Source organism: Nocardioides sp. (assembly GCF_050246775.1).
Classification (GTDB): Bacteria; Actinomycetota; Actinomycetes; order Propionibacteriales; family Nocardioidaceae; genus Nocardioides.
Map to the genome: position 1 here is coordinate 219,857 of NZ_JBFWVK010000002.1, position 17,558 is coordinate 237,414.

At 70.1% G+C, this 17,558-nt stretch carries 14 protein-coding genes; 6 read left to right on the forward strand and 8 right to left on the reverse strand.

The annotated features are described in order from the left end of the window. Positions 1-70 precede the first annotated feature (70 nt). Positions 71-811, forward strand: a complete 741-nt coding sequence (locus tag AB7I40_RS10940; protein WP_428346237.1) for a GntR family transcriptional regulator — start codon at positions 71-73, stop codon at positions 809-811. A 455-nt stretch (positions 812-1,266) separates the two neighbouring features. Here AB7I40_RS10940 and AB7I40_RS10945 read toward each other — a convergent pair whose 3' ends face one another. The 7 genes from AB7I40_RS10945 to AB7I40_RS10975 form a co-directional block, all read right to left on the reverse strand. Further along, positions 1,267-2,658: an amidase gene (locus AB7I40_RS10945; RefSeq protein ID WP_428346238.1), complete on the reverse strand. Its 1,392-nt coding sequence runs from the start codon at positions 2,656-2,658 to the stop codon at positions 1,267-1,269. Beyond that, the gene (locus tag AB7I40_RS10950) at positions 2,655-3,269 is read right to left on the reverse strand and encodes an SRPBCC family protein (RefSeq protein ID WP_428346239.1); all 615 of its coding nucleotides are present in this window, start codon (positions 3,267-3,269) and stop codon (positions 2,655-2,657) included. The genes AB7I40_RS10945 and AB7I40_RS10950 overlap by 4 nt, the downstream gene beginning before the upstream one ends. Continuing rightward, on the reverse strand, positions 3,263-5,653 hold the full coding sequence (gene cutA, locus AB7I40_RS10955) for an aerobic carbon-monoxide dehydrogenase large subunit (RefSeq protein WP_428346240.1): 2,391 nt from the start codon (positions 5,651-5,653) through the stop codon (positions 3,263-3,265). The genes AB7I40_RS10950 and cutA overlap by 7 nt, the downstream gene beginning before the upstream one ends. Beyond that, positions 5,650-6,153, reverse strand: coding sequence for a (2Fe-2S)-binding protein (locus AB7I40_RS10960; RefSeq protein WP_428346241.1), 504 nt, complete (start codon positions 6,151-6,153; stop codon positions 5,650-5,652). The genes cutA and AB7I40_RS10960 overlap by 4 nt, the downstream gene beginning before the upstream one ends. Beyond that, positions 6,150-7,013, reverse strand: a complete 864-nt coding sequence (locus AB7I40_RS10965; RefSeq protein ID WP_428346242.1) for an FAD binding domain-containing protein — start codon at positions 7,011-7,013, stop codon at positions 6,150-6,152. The genes AB7I40_RS10960 and AB7I40_RS10965 overlap by 4 nt, the downstream gene beginning before the upstream one ends. Positions 7,014-7,020: 7 nt before the next feature. Then, a complete protein-coding gene (locus AB7I40_RS10970) occupies positions 7,021-8,460 on the reverse strand; it encodes a uracil-xanthine permease family protein (RefSeq protein ID WP_428346250.1) in 1,440 nt (479 codons plus the stop codon). Between the two features lie 128 nt (positions 8,461-8,588). Continuing rightward, complete coding sequence (locus AB7I40_RS10975) at positions 8,589-9,860, reverse strand: PucR family transcriptional regulator (RefSeq protein ID WP_428346243.1); 1,272 nt, start codon at positions 9,858-9,860, stop codon at positions 8,589-8,591. Positions 9,861-9,930: 70 nt separating this feature from the next. On the opposite strand from AB7I40_RS10975, the gene AB7I40_RS10980 reads away from it, so the two are divergent. From AB7I40_RS10980 to AB7I40_RS11000, 5 genes are all read left to right on the forward strand, one after another. After that, positions 9,931-10,662, forward strand: coding sequence for a DUF2877 domain-containing protein (locus AB7I40_RS10980; RefSeq protein ID WP_428347957.1), 732 nt, complete (start codon positions 9,931-9,933; stop codon positions 10,660-10,662). After that, positions 10,659-12,149, forward strand: a complete 1,491-nt coding sequence (locus AB7I40_RS10985) for an FdrA family protein (protein WP_428346066.1) — start codon at positions 10,659-10,661, stop codon at positions 12,147-12,149. The genes AB7I40_RS10980 and AB7I40_RS10985 overlap by 4 nt, the downstream gene beginning before the upstream one ends. Then, positions 12,146-13,555: a DUF1116 domain-containing protein gene (locus AB7I40_RS10990; RefSeq protein WP_428346065.1), complete on the forward strand. Its 1,410-nt coding sequence runs from the start codon at positions 12,146-12,148 to the stop codon at positions 13,553-13,555. Before AB7I40_RS10985 ends, AB7I40_RS10990 begins: the two co-directional genes overlap by 4 nt. 5 nt (positions 13,556-13,560) lie before the next feature. After that, positions 13,561-14,052 carry a thiol peroxidase gene (tpx, locus tag AB7I40_RS10995; protein ID WP_428346064.1) on the forward strand — a complete coding sequence of 164 codons (492 nt, stop codon included), beginning with the start codon at positions 13,561-13,563 and terminating at the stop codon, positions 14,050-14,052. A gap of 100 nt (positions 14,053-14,152) precedes the next feature. Next, a complete protein-coding gene (locus tag AB7I40_RS11000; RefSeq protein ID WP_428346063.1) occupies positions 14,153-17,239 on the forward strand; it encodes an MMPL family transporter in 3,087 nt (1,028 codons plus the stop codon). On the opposite strand, the gene AB7I40_RS11005 is transcribed toward AB7I40_RS11000, so the two are convergent. Further along, complete coding sequence (locus AB7I40_RS11005; protein WP_428346062.1) at positions 17,240-17,554, reverse strand: MGMT family protein; 315 nt, start codon at positions 17,552-17,554, stop codon at positions 17,240-17,242. It lies immediately after the preceding gene. Between the last annotated feature and the right edge of the window lie 4 nt (positions 17,555-17,558).

A 17,558-nucleotide genomic window follows, 5' to 3' on the forward strand; every position in this document is an offset into this window, starting at 1 on the left:
GTGGCGTCAATAGTTTGTCCTGACATTCTTACTTAATGAGTTACGCATGGTTTCACGCTACCCTTCCGGCATGCAGGCTCAGCAGATCCACGTCACGATCGACCGCGCCTCGCCCGTGCCCCTCTATCACCAGTTGGCCGAGCAGTTGAGCGCCGCCATCGCTGACGGAACCCTCCAGCCAGGTGACCCGTTCGAGAACGAGGTGGCGGTCGCCGAGCGTCTCCAGCTGTCGCGACCCACCGTGCGTCGAGCCATCCAGGAACTCGTCGATCAGGGCCTCCTGGTCCGCCGCCGCGGCCTCGGCACGACCGTCGCCAACAAGAAGGTGCACCGCAACTTCAAGCTCACCAGCCTGTACGACGACCTCAAGCGTGACGGTCGGCACCCACGGACGGTGGTGCTGGAGTTCCGTCACGAGACAGATGAGCGGGCAGCCGCGGGGCTGGACCTGCCTGCCGACGCCTTGCTGCTGCACGTGATCCGGCTGCGGCTCGCCGACGACCGCCCCCTGGCGTTGCTGCACAACTGGCTGCCGCCGTCCTCCGAGGACCTCACCCGCGCCGAACTCGAGACCAAGGGCCTCTACGCGGCCCTGCGGGATCGGGGCATCAAGCCGGTGGTGGCGCAGCAGAGCATTGCGGCACGGATGCCCACGGCCTGGGAGAAGCGACACCTCGAGCTGGGTGGGTCACAGCCGGTGCTGACCATGACCCGGATGGCCTTCGACGCCTCCGGAGGGGCGGTCGAGTTCGGTGATCACTGCTATCGGGCCGCCGACTACACCATCGATCTCATGGTTGACGAGCGCTGACGAGATCGGTCACGCTGGTCGCGCCTGACAGTGTCAGACAAAGGCGAAGGGCTCCTGCACGTATGAGGTGCGGGAGCCCTTCTGTTTGACCGGCCGATGACACTCCGATCGATCCCCCGTTGACTCCGGCCCCACCGACAATGTCATCCTGCCGATGCGACGAGTTGCCCCGCCGGATGTGCCTTTGTCTCCGAGAGATCCGCGCTCCCGGAGGAGTGCGTAGGACAGTTGTATGCCTGTCTTCGGCCCAGCACAAGGGCTTGGAATCAACTATTTCGGTTACCCACAGAAGTCGGGTCTTCGTCCACAGGAATCGGGCCCTCATGCACAGGCTGTGGTCTCTCCTGTGGAGAACTCCCCCGATCGTTCACCCGTGTGTCCCCGGCCCGTTCCATGGGGACTCCGGCCATGGATCGGGGCCACCACACCCCACTCGAGCGGCCGCCGCGCACGATTCAACGAGGGGCGAGCGCCTCGAAGGCGCTCGCGACCTCGAGCAGGCGCCGGTCGGCACCGTGTGCCGCCACGATCTGGATCCCCACCGGCAACCCGTCGCGGGTCGTTCCCGCCGGGACCGAGATGGCTGGACAGCCCGTGACGGTGATGAAGTACGCCGAGCGCATCCAGTCCAGGTAGCTCGCCATCGGCTTGCCGTTGATCACCGTCGGAAACTCCTGGTCGGCCGGGAACGGTGGTACCTGGGAGACCGGCAGGACCAGCACGTCGTGGGACTCGAAGAAGATCCTCATCCGCTGCTCGAGGGCGGTGCGCTGGGTGAGTGCGCGGGCCACGTCAGCCCCGGTGAGTGACTCCCCGGCGCGGATGTTGTCGGCCAGGGTCGCCTTCAGCTCCCCGGGATGGCGAGCGAGCAGGGCTCCGCGGGAGGCCTGGAACTCCCAGGCGCGCAGGGTGCGGAACGTGTCCTCGGCCGACGTCAGCCGAGGGAACTCCCCGGCGACGTGAGCCCCGGCGCGAGCGAACTGGTCGGCGGCACGCTCCACCACCGCACCCACTTCCCCGTCCACCTCGAAAGCTCCTCCGAGGTCCACCGACACCGCCACCCGGAGCCCGGCGAGCGAGCCGGTCAACGGGGGACGGAAGTCGGAGCCCGGCTCGCCGAGCGCCAGCGGGACGCGCGGGTCAGGACCGGCCAGGACGGACAGCAGGAGGGCCAGGTCTCCCACGTTGCGAGCCATCGGTCCGCCGATGGACATCGACACCGACTGCAACGACGACGGCCAGTCGGGCACCCGTCCGAGAGAAGGCCGCAGGCCCACCACCCCGCAGAAGGACGCCGGGTTGCGCAGCGAACCGCCCATGTCGGAGCCCTCGGCCAGGGGCACCATCCCCGACCCCAGGGCGCAGGCCGCCCCGCCGCTCGACCCGCCCGCCGAACGGGTGGGGTCCACCGGGTTGAGCGTGGTGCCGAAAAGCCGGTTGAAGGTGTGCGAACCGGCCGCGAACTCCGGCACATTGGTCCGTCCCAGTGGCACGACGCCGGACCCACGCAGCCGTTCGACGATGAGCTCGTCGCGCCTGGGCACGTTGTCGGCGAACAGCGGCGAGCCGTAGGTGGTGCGCCAGCCCGCGACAGCGTGGGTGTCCTTGAAGGCGAAGGGCAGCCCGTGCAGGGTGCCGAGCGGCCGATCCGAGGCGAGCGCCTCGTCGGCGTCGAGGGCACCTGCCAGGGCCCGCTCCTGGTCCAGGGAGACGATCGCGTTGAGCTCCGGGTTGCGCTCGGCGATCCGCGACAGGTGCAGCTCCATCAGCTCGCGCGCCGAGATCCGTCGTCCACGCAGCGCGGCCAGCTGCTCGCGGGCCGAGGAGTCGACCGACAGCTCGATCATCTGCGTCGACCGAGGACGGACCCCGCCACCACACCGATCAGCACCAGCCCGGCACCCACCGCGATCCCCTTCAGGAAGTCGTCGCGGGAGTGCGCTGGCGCGGGAGCGGTGAAGACCTGGCCGGGCACGGTGTGGCCTGGCTCGGGCGCCGAGGCGCTCCCGGGCACCGGCGGTCGAGCCAGGGCGTTCCCCACGTTGTCGAAGAACTCACCCGCCATCCGCTTCGACACCGAGGTCAGCATCCGCTGGCCGACCCCGCCCACCATGCCGCCGACGACCGCGTCGGCCTCGTAGCCGATCACGGTGTGGGAGCCCTCGGACTCCGAGAAGCGCACCCGCACCGAGGCATCGATGGTCCCGGGGGCACCGGCGCCCCGCAGGGACATCACCAAGGACTCGTGCGGCACCAGATCGCTCAGGACGCAGGAGCCGTCGTAGGTCCCCCTGATCGCAGCGACCCCCGCACTCACCGTCATCTCGTAGGCATGCTCGCCGGCCGTCTCGAGGCGCTCGCAGCCCGGGATGGTCGCGACCAGGACCTGCGGGTCCAGCAGGGCCTCCCACACCTGCGCGACCGGGAAGGGCAGCGAACTCTCGCCGGTGATCAACATGTCGGGTCCTTCCGGAGTTGGCGCAGTTCGAACAGCTCGGACGGTGAGATCGGCATGGAAGAGATGCTCAGGCCCTCGGCGTCCTCGATCGCTGCGGCGAACACGGCAGCGGAGGGGATCACCCCGGCCTCACCTGCCCCCTTGATGCCCAGCGGGTTCAGCGGCGACAGGGTCTCGAGATGATCGATGTCGATCCCGTCGGGGATCTCGGTGACGAAGGGCATCAGGAAGTCCATGAACGAGGCGTTCTGGAGCTGCCCGTGCTCGTCGTAGGCCATCCGCTCGTAGAGCGCACCGCCGATCCCCTGGGCGACCCCGCCGTGGATCTGACCCTCCACGATCATCGGGTTGATCAGGCGCCCGCAGTCGTGCACCACGGCGTACTTCAGGATGCTCACCTCGGCGGTCAGCGGATCGGTCTCCACGATCACCGCGTGCATCCCGGAGGCGAACGTGGAGCGTTCGGGTGAGTAGAAGTCCCTGCCCTCCAGGCCGGGTTCGTCGTCCTCGGCGACCGGGGGTCGGCCGGGGTCGCCCACGCTGAACTGGGTGGCCGCCTTCGAGGCCTCGTCGAAGGCATAGCGCAGGGGGTTGGAGAGCACGGCCACGGTGCCGAGGGACACGTGGTGCTCGGGAGACCCCTTGACCCGGACCAGTCCGTCGACGACCTCCAGGTCCGCCTCGTCGACCTCCAGCGCGTCGGCCGCGATCCGGAGCGCCTTCTCCTTCGTCCGCAACGCGGCCAGATGGATGGCCGAGCCACTCATCACTGCCGCGCGGGACGCGAACGTGCCCACGGCGTAGGGCATCCGGCGGGTGTCGCCGGTGGTCACCTCCACGTCGGAGAGGGGTACGCCGAGCGTGTCGGCCACGATCTGCGCGAAGGCCGTCTGATGGCCCTGGCCCTGGGTGGTCAATCCGGTCGCGACCTTGACCTTGCCGGAGGTCTCCACGTGCACATGGGCTCCCTCGTAGGGACCGACCCCGGTGCCTTCGACATAGCAGGCCAACCCGATGCCGACCTGTCGTCCGGCAGCCGCCATCTCGGCCCGGAAGGCCGGGAACTCGTCCCAGCCCACCAGCGCCTTGAGCTTCGCCAGGGACGCCGGGTAGTCACCGGAGTCGTACTCCAGCTCGCGGCCGTCCTGGAAGATCAGGCCCTGGTCGTAGGGGAACTCGTCGGGCTGGATGAAGTTGACGCTGCGGACCTCGGTCCGGTCCCGGCCCAGATGAGCGGCGATCGCATCCATCGTGCGCTCCATCACGAAACACCCCTGGGGGCGACCGGCACCGCGGTAAGGCGTGACCATCACCGTGTTGGTGTAGAGGCTCTCGAAGACCACCCGGTAGTTGGCTGGCTTGTAGGGTCCCAGCAGCTGGGTCGAGGTGATGATCGGCACGATGAGGCCGTAGGGGATGTAGGCGCCGTGGTCGTGCCAGAACTCCACGTCGAGCCCGAGCAGCCGTCCGTCGTCGTCGAAGCCGACCTCGACGTGGTGCACCTGGCCGCGTTCGTGGGCCGAGGAGATGAAGTGCTCGCGACGGTCCTCGGTGAACTTCACCGGGCGGCGCAGCAGCCGGGCCGCCAGCGGGACGAGGAGCTCCTCGGGCCAGGGGTGGTTGATCTTCACCCCGAAGCCACCCCCGACATCGGGGGTGATGACGTCGACCTGTCCCAGATCCAGTCCCAGCTTCGCGGCCACGGCGGCGCGGACGCCCGTGGAGGTCTGGGTGGAGGTCCAGACCTGGAGGCGACCGGTGTCGGCGTCCCAGCGCGCGACGGTGCCTCGGCCCTCCAGCGGGGTGCAGGCACTGCGCTCGATACGCAGGTCGAGCTCGAGGCGGTGGGGCGCCAGGGCGATCGCGGTCCGGGCGTCGCCGTGCTCCTGCTCCATCCGGGCCCCGACGTTGCCGGGCACATCCTCGTGGACGAGGTGGACGGCGGCGCGGGCAGCCTCGACCCCGACGACCGGCGTGAGGATCTCGTAGTCGACGCGGATCCGGTCCAGAGCGTCCTCGGCGAGGTAGCGATCCTCGGCGACCACGAACGCGACGGCTTCGCCGACATGGTTGACCTCACCGTTGGCCAGTGCGAACTGGGTCCGCCCGTGGGTCAGCGCCGGGTGCGGGATGAGCAGCGGCAACGGCTCGGCCATGGCGCCGTGGAGGTCGTCGTACGTCCAGACGGCATGCACCCCGTCCAGGTCGAGCACCGCGTCGACGTCGATGTCGAGGATCCTGGCGTGGGCGTGCGGAGAACGGAGGACGGCGGCGTGCAAGGTGTCGGGACCCACGGCCACGTCGTCGACGTAGCGACCCCCGCCGCGCAGGAACCGGTCGTCCTCGACCCGGGTGACCTTGGTGCCGACCAGCTTGCCCGTCATGCCGGGTCCCGCTCCGCGCGCCGCTGGGTCAGCTCGGCTGCTCGCTCGACCGATCTCACGATGTTCTGGTAGCCGGTGCAGCGGCACAGGTTGCCGGCGACCATCTCCCTGGCCTCCTCGTGCGTGGGACGGGGGTTGTCGCGCAGCCCCGCGGTGATGGTCGTGAGGAAGCCGGGGGTGCAGAAGCCGCACTGCAGTCCGTGGCAGTCGCGGAACGCCTGCTGGACCGGACTGAGGGAACCGTCCCGCTCGGCCAGGCCCTCGACCGTGGTGATCTCCTGGTCCACCGCGGAGACGGCGAACATGAGGCAGGCGCGCACCGGGGAGCCCTCGAGCAGGACCGTGCACGCCCCGCAGACTCCGTGCTCACAGCCCACGTGGGTGCCGGTCAGTCCCAGGTCGTGACGCAACGCATCCGACAGCAGCCGTCGCGCTGGTACGGCGAGCTCGTGGCCCACCCCGTTGACGATCAGGCGGATCGAGTGGAGCTCCTCGGTCATGATCGCTCCCTGGCATCGTCGTGGGCGGCCTGCAGCGCCCGGGCGGTGAGCACCCGCACGAGGTGTGCCCGGAAGTCGGCGCTCGCATGCAGGTCACCCACCGGGTCGAGGCCGGCGATCGCCAGGTCTCCGGCCGCGGTCAGCGTCGCTGCGTCGACACCGCCGGCCAGCGCGTCCGTCAGGTCGAGCACGGTGGGCACGTCACAGACGCTCACGAAGCCGGCCCGCGCCTCCAGCACGCGGTCGCCGTCGAGCCGCACGACCGCTGCGACGGCACACACGGCATAGTCCCCGCGCCGCCGGGAGATCTCCTCGAACCCCACGCCCGCGCCGGTCCCCAGCGCCGGGAAGAAGGCCGACACGGCGAGCTCGTCATGAGCCAGGGTGGTCTCGAGCGGGCCGCGGAAGAGGTCCGCGGCGGCGATGGTGCGCTCGCCGCGCACCGACACCACGTCCACCGAACCGCCCAGCAGCGTGAGGACGGCCGGCATCTCGGCAGCGGCATCGGCGTGGATGATCGAACCCACCGTCGTGCCACGGTTGCGGATCGTCGGATGGGCCACGCAGGCCAGGGCGAGCCCGATCAGCGGCTGCACCCGCCGGGCGTCCTCGTTGGCGAGGACGGCCGTGTGGCGCGCGAGAGCACCGATGCGCACACCGTCCGGGCTCGCCGTCACGCTGTCCAGCCCGGGCACAGCGTTGATGTCGACCACCAGGGAGGGGTGGGCCAGCCGCATCGACAGCAGCGGCACCAAGCTCTGTCCGCCAGCCAGCACCTTGGCGTCGGGCTCGCCGGCCAGCGCCAGGAGGGCCTCGTCGAGGCTGCCTGGCCGACGGTAGGCGAACGGTGCCGGCTTCACTGCCTGGTCACACCTCGCGACGATGAGGCTCGGCGTGGTCCTCGACGTGCGCCCCGGGATGACCCACCGCCAGCACGGAGCCGTCGGCGTCCCTGGGCGCCACGAAGCGCGCGAGGTGGTAGCCCAGAACAGTCACCAGGGTGCCCAGGGCAATGCCCGTCAGCTCGAAGTCGTCGGTGATGACGAGTCGGGCGTCGCCGATGGCGAGGATAATGCCGGCCGCCAGGGGGACCAGGTTGACCGGATTGGCGAAGTTGACGTCGTTCTCCTTCCAGATCTTGGCACCCAGCAGCCCGATCATCCCGTAGAGCACCAGGGTGATCCCACCGAGCACGGCCGGCGGGGTCTGGTTGACGATCGCCCCGAACTTCGGCACCAGCCCGAGCAGGATGGCCACCACGGCCGCGACGTAGTAGGCCGCGGTGGAGTACACCCGGGTCGCGGCCATGACGCCGATGTTCTCGGCGTACGTCGTGGTGGGCGAGCCACCCACGGCGGTGGCGATCACGGTGCCCACACCGTCGGCGGCGATCGCCCGGCCCATCACCGGATCGAGGTCGGCCCCGGTCATCTCCGCGACGGCCTTGACGTGGCCGACGTTCTCGGCGACCAGGGCGATCACGGCAGGCAGGACGAGCAGGGCGAACGTGATGCTGAAGCTCGGCCAGTGCCAGCCGACGGCATCGAGGTTGCCCAGCTGTGCCTGGTTGCCGACCAATCCATCGACGGTCTGCTTGGGGAACCCGAAGAAGTCAGCGTCCTTGACCGCGGTCCAGTCCACGCGCCAGTGCGGGCCGGGCTCAGCGCTGCTCGGGATGGGCATCGAGGTCTTGCCGAAGAGCTGATCTGCCACCACGGAGACGACGTAGCCGAAGATCAGTCCCAGGAAGATGGCGATCCGGCCGAGGAAGCCGCGCAGCCCGACCGCCATCAGGATCACAGCGGTCATCGTCAGGATCGCGATCCACGGATCGGCCGGCATGTAGGTCTGGGTGGCGACCGGGGCGAGGTTGAAGCCGATCAGCATGACGACCGCCCCGGTGACCGCCGGTGGGAGCACCGCGTTGACGACGCGGGATCCGAAGAAGTGGATCACCAGACCGACCAGGGCCAGCACCACACCGGCCACGAGGATGGCCCCCGTGACGTCGGCCGGGCCACCGTCTTGGGAGTAGATGGCCGCCGCGCCACCCACGAACGAGGCGGAGGTGCCGAGATAGCTCGGCACCTTGTTCTTCACGATCAGCAGGAAGCAGATCGTGGCGATGCCGCTCATCATGATCGCGAGGTTGGCGTTGAGCCCCATGATGATCGGGAACACGAAGGTCGCCCCGAACATCGCGATGACGTGCTGGGCGCCGAGCCCCGCGGTCTTGCCCCAGCCCAGCCGCTCGTCGGGCGCGACCGCCTCCCCGGGTTTCGGATCGACTAGCTTCCACTGGAACATCGACATGGACGCACCCTTTCCCTCATCCGACCGGCCCCGAGAACCCACAAGGTAGTGCCGCTCATGACACACCCTCGACGGCGACAGATGCCGAAGGAACGCCGCGGGCGCTGGCAAGCATTGTCTGTTCAGCCCGCGATCTCGAGCACCCGCAGCGCGACAGCCGCATCGAGGCGCAGGTGCGGGTCCGAGCTCAGTGGCCCGATCAGGCGTTCCAGCTTGCTGACCCGGTAGCGCATCGTGTTGTAGTGGAAGAACTGCAGCCGCGCCGCCTCGGCGACGTTGAAGTTGGTGTCCAGCAGCACCTGCAGGGTCTCGCGAAGGTCGACCGCCTCGGTCCCGTCCCCGGCCAGAGGGCCGAGGACGTCGCGCACGTAGCGGCGCAGCTCGGCCTCGTCGCGGATGAGGGCGATCAACCGGTGGATGCCGAGGTCGTCGAAGAACGTGGTCGAGCCGGGGCCGTGGATCCGGCGCCCGACGTCGACGGCACGCCGGGCCTGGGCGTAGGCCTCCGGCAGGTCCGCCAGGGTGGAGGCCATCCGGCTGACCCCCACGGAGAACGGCCGCCGCCCACCGCCACGGTCACCGGCCACCGCGGTGACCGCCCGGCGTACGACGCCATGGCCGGCCACGGGCTCGTCGTCGCCCTCGACGACCGGGAGCAGCGCGACCACCTCGGAGGAGAAGTCGGCGGTCGGGATGGAGCGGTCGACATCGTGGCTGACCTGGCCCCAGGCGGCCGAGAACCGAGCCTGCCACATCCGCCTCTGGACGCTGGAGACAGCCGGCTCGTCGGCGGCGGGCGGGTCGATCTCGGCGGCCACGACCACGACCGGACGCTCCAGGTTCCATCCGAAGGCGGCAGCATGCTCGGCGACGTACGACTCGTCACCGGCCCGGCCGAGGAAGATGTCGCGCAGGAAGTCGCCCTGGTATTTGCTCTCGACCGCACCCACGGCCTGCTCACGGGTGATCAGCAGTGCCGCGACTGCCGCCGCCCGCTCGAGCGCGTGGACGTCGGCATCGGTGACCGGGCCTTCAGCACGCAGATGGACCAACCGCGCGAGGTCGGTCCCTCCCGCGACCACCCGCAGCATGCGGGCCTCACCGGCACCCAGCTCGAGCCCCTGCGCTCCGATCCGCTCCACGCGGATCCGACCGGTCGGATCGAGGAGGCCGGAGCCGTCCAACAGGGTGCGCAGGGCCGGACTGAGCGCGGCCGCCTGCTCGCGCCCGTCGGTGGAGGTGAAGAGCACCCCGTCCCCCAGCACCCGGGCCACCTCGGCGGCGATGTGGGCCAGGTCGCCGCCCTCGAGGACCAGATGGGTCAGGGCGATGTGCAGGGCGTCGATCCGGGCCAGTTCCGCGCTCGCGTCATGGTCGGCTATCAAGACTTGCACCTCAACTCATCGATCGTTGGCACAACCTCACATCGGCAAACCGTAACCCCGGCGGCTAGCGTCGGGAAGCGTGAGCCGTCCCGCCCTCGCCGTCGCGGCCCCGCCGAGGGTCCACGAACAGTTGCGCCTCGGCGTGGAGGGTCCCGTGCGCGTGCTGCACCGAGGCGCCCACGCTATCTACGTCGAGGTCGGGGAGCACTGCGTCGGAGTGGTGAGCGCGACCGCCGTCGCAGTGCCCTGCGCGATGCGTCTGGCGACCCCCGATCTCGCGGGTCTCCGCGGAGATGCGGCCCACGTCTACGACGGTGTCCTGCACCTCGACGGCGTCGCGCTGAGGATCGGGCGTCTCCTCGACGTGCGGGTCCCCTCGCTGGTCGAGCAGTCCTCGGTGGTCGAGCAGTCCTCGGTGGTCGAGCAGTCCTCGGTGGTCGAGCAGCTCTCGGTGGTCGAGCTTGTCGAGACCATCGGCGCGGGCCCGGGACTGACCCCTGAGGCGGACGACGTACTGTGCGGCTGGCTGGCGTGGCATCGCGCGGCGGGCGTGGTCACCCCCCACCTGGACGCCGCGGTGCTCGCATCGCGGCACCGCACCACCGTCCTGTCGGCAACCCTGCTCGAGTGTGCCGTGCTCGGCGAGGTGGTGCCGCAGTTCGCGGCCTACGTCACGGCGATCGGGTCGTCCCACGAGAGCGCCCGCGCCCGGGACCTGTCCCGGATCGGAGCCACGTCGGGAGCAGCCCTGCTGCGAGGTGCCCGGTTGGCCCGTGCCCACCTCGTCTCCGATCGGCGCCACGCCGCGTGACACGACACGTGGAGCTCAGGCCGGGGGCGTACGCCGACTCCGTCACGCTCTTGCAGGTCAGCCGCGACGTCCAGCGGCTGCCCGGCGTCCTGGCCGCCCAGGTGGCAATGGGCACTGCGCTCAACCTCGACGTGTTGGCCCAGATGGGGTTCGACATCCCCGCCAGCGCGACCACCAACGATCTGGTGCTCGCCGTACGGGCACAGGACCAGGAGGCTCTCGCCTCGGCGCTGTCCGGCATCGACCGCCTCCTTGCCGCCCCGGGCGGACGCCCGGACGGCGGCCACGACCTGGCGCCACCGCGCACCACTGCTTCCGCGCTGGCCTCGGTGGGGGGCGATGATGCCCTCGTGCTCGTCAGCGTGCCGGGTGAGTACGCCGCACTCGAGGCCATGGATGCCCTGGACGCGGGTCGCGACGTGATGATCTTCAGCGACAACGTGCCGCTCGAGCAGGAGGTGACCCTGAAGCAGGTGGCCGCCGAACGGGGGCTGCTCGTGATGGGCCCCGACTGTGGCACCGCAGTGGTCGGCGGGGTGGGCCTCGGGTTCGCGAATGCCGTGTCCCCGGGCCGTGTCGGGATCGTGGCGGCCTCGGGCACCGGCTGCCAGCAGGTGCTGTGCCTGCTGGATCACGCCGGCGTCGGGGTGAGCACGGCGTACGGCGTCGGCGGGCGCGACCTGTCCGCAGCGGTGGCTGGACGGTCCACGCGCACTGCACTGGCCAGACTGGATGCCGACCCGGGCGTGGAGCTCATCCTGGTGGTCTCCAAGCCGCCTGCTGCGTCGGTGGCGGCCGACGTGCGGGCATGGGCCGAGGACCTGGCAACCCCGGTCGAGTTCGCGATCCTGGGCGCTGGACTGCCAGACCTGACCGCCGCCACCGAGGCAGTGCTCGACCGCCTGGGCGTGAGCGTCCCGGACTGGCCGGTGCGCCGCGGGCCTGCGGTGGTCGGACCGGTCGAGACCGGTCCCCTGCTCCGGGGCCTGTTCGTCGGCGGCACCCTGTGTGATGAGGCGATGTTGATCGCCTCGGCCTCCCTGGGGCCGATCCGCTCGAACATCCCTCTGGCCGCCGAGCTGGCGCTGGGCAACGACCTGCGCGCCGACGACCACCTGATGATCGACTTCGGCGACGACGCCCTGACCGCTGGCCGAGCGCACCCGATGATCGACTCGACCCTGCGGCTCGAACACCTGGCCCGGGTGGCCTCCGACCCGCTGACGGGCGTGATCCTGATGGACGTGGTCCTGGGGCACGGCGCCGAGGCGGATCCGGCCACCGCACTCGCGGCTGCGTTGCACGCCGTGAGCCAACCAGTGGTGATCACCGTCGTCGGAACCGACCTCGACCCGCAGGGGCGCGAGGACCAGGTCGCGGCTCTTGTCGCAGCGGGCGCCGAGGTGCACCTGTCCAACGCCGCTGCCACGAGGCGGGCGCTTGAGATCCTGCACTCGACACCAGGCTCGACGAGGACACGGCCATGAGTACGCCGACCAGGATCGTCAACGTCGGCGCGGAGTTGCTCGCGAGCGCCGTGGAGGACCAGGCCGTGCCGGTCACCATGGTCGACTGGCGCCCACCGATGGAGGGCACCGCGGGTGATCTCGCGACGGTGGCCGCGGATCCGTTGCGTCGTGCGGCCAACGAGCGGGCCTTGGCCGCGATGCTGGGTGTTCAGGCCCTGCTCGTCGATGTCAGACCGGCCTCGGAGGTGCTCGGTCTGACGGCGGACCGGTTCCTGCATGCCGGTCCGCCGATCGCGTGGGAACGGGCCTCCGGCCCGCTCCGCGGTGCACTGATGGGTGCGGCGGCCCTCGAGGGCCTCGTGGAGGACCCGGAGGATGCGGCCGGACTGTTCGCAGCCGGTGATCTCGCGATGGAGCCCTGCCACCACCACCGCGCTGTGGGACCGATGGCCGGCGTGGTGAGTGCCTCCATGTGGATGTTCGTGCTCGAGGATCCGCAGACCGGGGAGCGCACCTACTGCTCGCTGAACGAAGGGCTGGGCAAGGTGCTGCGTTACGGCGCCTACGGGGGCGAGGTGCTGCGCCGGTTGCGGTGGATGTCGGCGGTGCTCGGCCCTTTGCTCGCCGAGGCCGTGCGGCACCACGGTCCGGTGGACGTCACCGGGATCCTCACCCAGATGCTGCAGATGGGCGACGAGGCCCACAACCGCAACCGGGCCGGCACGCTCATGCTGCTGCGCGACCTGGCCCCGGCCATGGTCACCAGCGGCTTCGACCCGCGAGACGTCGCCGAGGCGCTCGGCTTCATCGGCGGCAACGACCACTTCTTCCTCAACCTGGCGATGCCGGCCTGCAAGCTCGCACTCGACGCTGCCCGGGGCATCGAGGGTTCCACGATGGTCGTGGCCATGGCCCGCAACGGCACTGACTTCGGGATCCAGGTCTCCGGGACGGGCGAGGAGTGGTTCACCGGGCCGGCCCAGATCGCCGACGGGCTCTTCCTGGGCGACTACGGACCCGATGATGCGAACCCCGACATCGGGGACTCCGCGATCACCGAGACCGCAGGCATCGGCGGCTTCGCGATGGCCACGGCGCCGGCGATCGTGCGGTTCGTGGGAGGCACTGTGCCTGACGCCCTGGCCACCACCCGGAGGATGCACGAGATCACGCTGGGCGAGAACCCACGCTGGTCGGTGCCGGTGCTCGACTTCCAGGGCGTGCCCAGCGGGATCGACGTCACCCTGGTCTGCCGCACGGGCATCCTCCCGCAGATCAACACCGGGATGGCCGGCCGGTTGGCAGGGGTCGGCCAGGTCGGCGCGGGACTGGTCAACCCCCCGGCGGGGATCTTCCCGCTGGCGCTCTCGGCGCTCGCAGAGCGGACCCGGGCGAGGCCTGGCTGGCAAGCGCCTGTTAGATAGCAGGCATGGCTATCACTGCACTCGGCGGCACCCCCGCCCACCTCGTCGGCGAACTTCCCGCCGTCGGCACCCCCGCCCCCGCGTTCGAGCTCGTCGCCGCGGACTTCAGCAGCGTCACGCTCGGCTCGGGACATCGCACCGTGCTCAACATCTTCCCGAGCGTGGACACCGGCGTCTGCTCGGCCAGCGTGCGCAAGTTCAACGAGCTGGCCGCCGGGCTGGAGAACACCACGGTCGTGTGTGTGTCGCTCGACCTCCCGTTCGCCCTGGCCCGTTTCTGTGGCGCCGAAGGCATCGAGAACGTCACCACGGCGTCTGCCTACCGATCGAGCTTCGGTCACGACTACGGAGTGCTGCTGCTCGATGGCAAGTTCGATGGGCTGTTCGCCCGCGCCGTGGTCGTGGTGGACGCCGACGGCACGGTCACCTACACCGAGCTGGTGCCGGAGATCGGCACCGAGCCGAACTATGACGCCGCCATCGCAGCGCTCGGCTAAACAGGACAAGTCCGACATATCGGACTAGACCACTCTCCCCACAGCGGCCCGAGGGGCCACTAGGATCCGCCTAACCTGTTGGCGACGGGGGAGATTCAGCGTGGGACGACTTCTACACACGCTCGGGAGCTTCTGCGCCAGGCAACCCCTGGTGATGATCGGCGTCTGGGTGCTGCTCGCCGTTCTGGTCGGCAGCACGGTCAAGGCCATCGGTGCCGAGACGAACAACGACCTCGGCCTGCCCGGGACCGGCAGCCAGGAGGTCAAGGACCTCCTCACCGACCGGTTCCCACCACAGCAGAACGGCGTGAACCCGATCGTCTTCCATGTGCCCTCGGGCGCCTTGACGGACAGTGCGAACAAGCAGGCGCTCAGCGACGCGGTCAAGGCGATCCGGAAGTCGCCACACGTGTACAGCGTGACCAATCCGCTGAGCAGCGGCGGTCAGACAGCCGGCCTGTTGTCGAAGGACAAGAAGTACGCCTTCGCCCCGGTCCTGCTCGACATCTCCTCCGGCGACCTCGACGAGGCGATCGCCACGAGGATCTTCGACGCCGCCGACCCGGCCCGCAAGGCCGGGATCACGGTCGCAGCGGCCGGTTCCCTGGGCACGACCCTCTCCGACGAGCCCACCGAGATCAGTGAGGTCGTCGGCATCATCGCGGCGATGATCATCCTCTCGCTGGTGCTGGGCAGCCTCGTCGCCATGGGCCTGCCGATCATCACCGCCGTGGTGGGCCTGGGGATCGGGCTGGCCCTGGTCGGGCTGAGCGGGCACGTGGTCGCCATGCCCTCGACCGGGGCGACCTTGGCCACGATGATCGGGCTCGGGGTCGGCATCGACTACGCCCTCTTCCTCATCACCCGGCACCAGGACCAGTTGCGCGACGGACTCTCCGTGCACGAGTCGATCGCGATGGCGGTGGCCACCTCCGGCAGCGCCATCGTCTTCGCCGGGTGCACGGTCGTGATCGCCCTGCTGTCCCTGGGGGTGGCCGGCATCCCGCTGGTCAGCGCTCTCGGCTACGCCTCGGCGATCGCGGTGGTGACAGCGGTCCTGGCCGCCATCTCGCTGCTCCCCGCGTTGCTGGGACTGTTGGGAAACGGCGTCAACCGGCTCCGCCTCCCCGGGATCCTGCGCTCGGACCCCAAGCCCACCGGTGGCCTCTGGCGACGGTGGGCGGGGTTCGTGGCCCGGCATCCCCTGGGCGTGACCCTGGCGTCACTCGCCCTGCTGGTGCCGCTCATCATCCCCGTGTTCTCCCTCGAGCTCGGCCAGGAGGATGTCGGGGCCAGCAACCCCAAGACCACCCAGCGCAAGGCCTACGACCTCATCACCGCGGGGTTCGGGGTCGGCTACAACGGTCCCCTGCAGGTCGCCTCCAAGCTCGACCCACCGGCTGCGCCGAGTGCTGAGTTCACCCAGAAGTACAACAAGGCCCAGTCCCTGCAAGCCGACCTGGAGAAGAAGCAGAAGCAGCTGCCGAAGCAACAGGCGCAGCTGGAGAAGAAGCAGGGCCAGCTCGAGGCCCAGCAGGCATCCTTGGAGAACCAGCAGGCCGCTCTCGAACGTGACGAGGCGACACTGCTGGCCCAACAGGCCTCCCTGGAGTCCAGGGCGGCTCAGCTGCAGACCCAGAAGGCGCAACTGGAGCGCCAGCAGGCGCAGCTCACCCAGGAGAAGTCCCGGCTCGAGGCACAACGTGACCGGCTGCGCCGGCAGGCTGAGGCACTGGCCGCCCAGATCCGTCCCCTGGCCCGACAGCTGGCCCGCGACCTGGTCCGCGAACGGATCCTGGAGCGCCGGATCGCCCGGGAGACCGACCCGGTGCGCAAGGCCAGGCTGCAGGCCCGCCTCGCCGAGGTCCGTGCCGACGCCCGCGCCGTACGCCAGGAACTGGCGCCGCTGAAGCGCGAGGCCGAGCGGTTGGCCCAGCAGGCGCGCAAGCTCGCGAAGCAGGCCGACCGACTGGCCGCCCAGGGCGCCAAGCTCCAGTCCCAGGCAGACGCACTGCAACGTCAGGCCGACCAGCTCGAACAGCAGAAGCGCAGCCTCGAGCAGCAGGGCCAGTCCTTGAGCCGGCAGGCCGACCAGCTGAAGAAGCAGGGAGCGAGCCTCCAGCGACAGGGGGCAGCCCTCCAGCAGCAGGCCGACCAGCTCAAGGCCGAGCAGAAGCAGGCTCAGCAGGAGCAGAAGCAGGCCGAGCAGCTGCAGCAGGAACTCACCGACCAGGTGACCCAGGCCGGTGGGGACCAGCGCGGGACCGACACCCGCGTCGTCGCGCTGCAGAAGGCCTTGTCCGGTACCTCCGGGGTGGTGTCCCTGACACCCCCGCAGATCAACAAGAAGGGCGACGTCGTCCTGCTCTCGGCCGTGCCAACGACGGCGCCGGCCTCCGACGACACCGCCACGCTGGTCGGTGTCGTGCGAGACGACGTGCTGCCCGGGGTGGGTTCCGCGGCCGAGGACGGGGGCGCGATCACGTCGTACGTCGGCGGCTACACGGCATCCTACGTGGATCTCGCCGCGCTGATCTCCGCGCGGCTGCTGCTGGTGATCGGCACGGTGATCGTGCTGGGCTTCCTGCTGCTGATGATCGCGTTCCGATCGCTGCTCGTGCCGTTGCAGGCAGCGATCACCAACCTGCTGTCGGCGGCGGCGGCGTTCGGCGTCCTCACGGCCTGCTTCCAATGGGGCTGGGGCGTGTCCCTGGTGGGCCTGGACACCTCCGGGGCGGCGGTGCCCATCGCGAGCTACGTGCCCCTGATGATGTTCGCCGGCCTGTTCGGACTGTCGATGGACTACGAGGTGTTCCTGGTCAGCCACGTCCAGCAGCACCACCACGGTGGGGAGCCGGCCCGCCAGGCCGTGGCCTCCGGGCTCGGCACGAGCGCCCGGATCACGACGGCCGCCGCGCTGATCATGGCGTCGGTGTTCGCCAGCTTCATCCTCAACGGCGACCCCACCATCAAGCAGTTCGGCGTCGGCCTCTCGGTCGCGGTGCTCCTGGCCGGCATCCTGGTGGTGACGCTGGCGCCTGCGGTCCTGACCCTGTTCGGGGAGGCCGCGTGGTGGCTGCCGCGGTGGCTGGACCGCGTGTTGCCGCACATCTCGATCGAGGGCGAGTCCGTCGAACCGGCCCCGGTCGCCACGGCGGGACAACACGCCGCGGCCGCGGACGACTGATCAGGGGTCCTCCGGGCTCCACAGCGCGGCCGGAAGGTTCACGTTGCCGCCGGGACGCAACGGGGTGCCCTCCTCGAGATAGGCCTGCCGGGCCTCTCCCTGGTGCGAGGGCGGCAACGACCCATCGGCCCGCACCACCCGCCACCACGGCACGGGGCCGCCGTACGCGGCCATGATGGACCCGACCTGTCGCGGTCCTCCGCCGCCGAACCTGCGACCCACCGCCTCCGCGATCGCGCCGTAGGTGGACACCCGCCCACGTGGGATCCGCTCGACGTACGCCAGGACGGCCTCGACGTAGTCCTCGTGGTCCATGGGA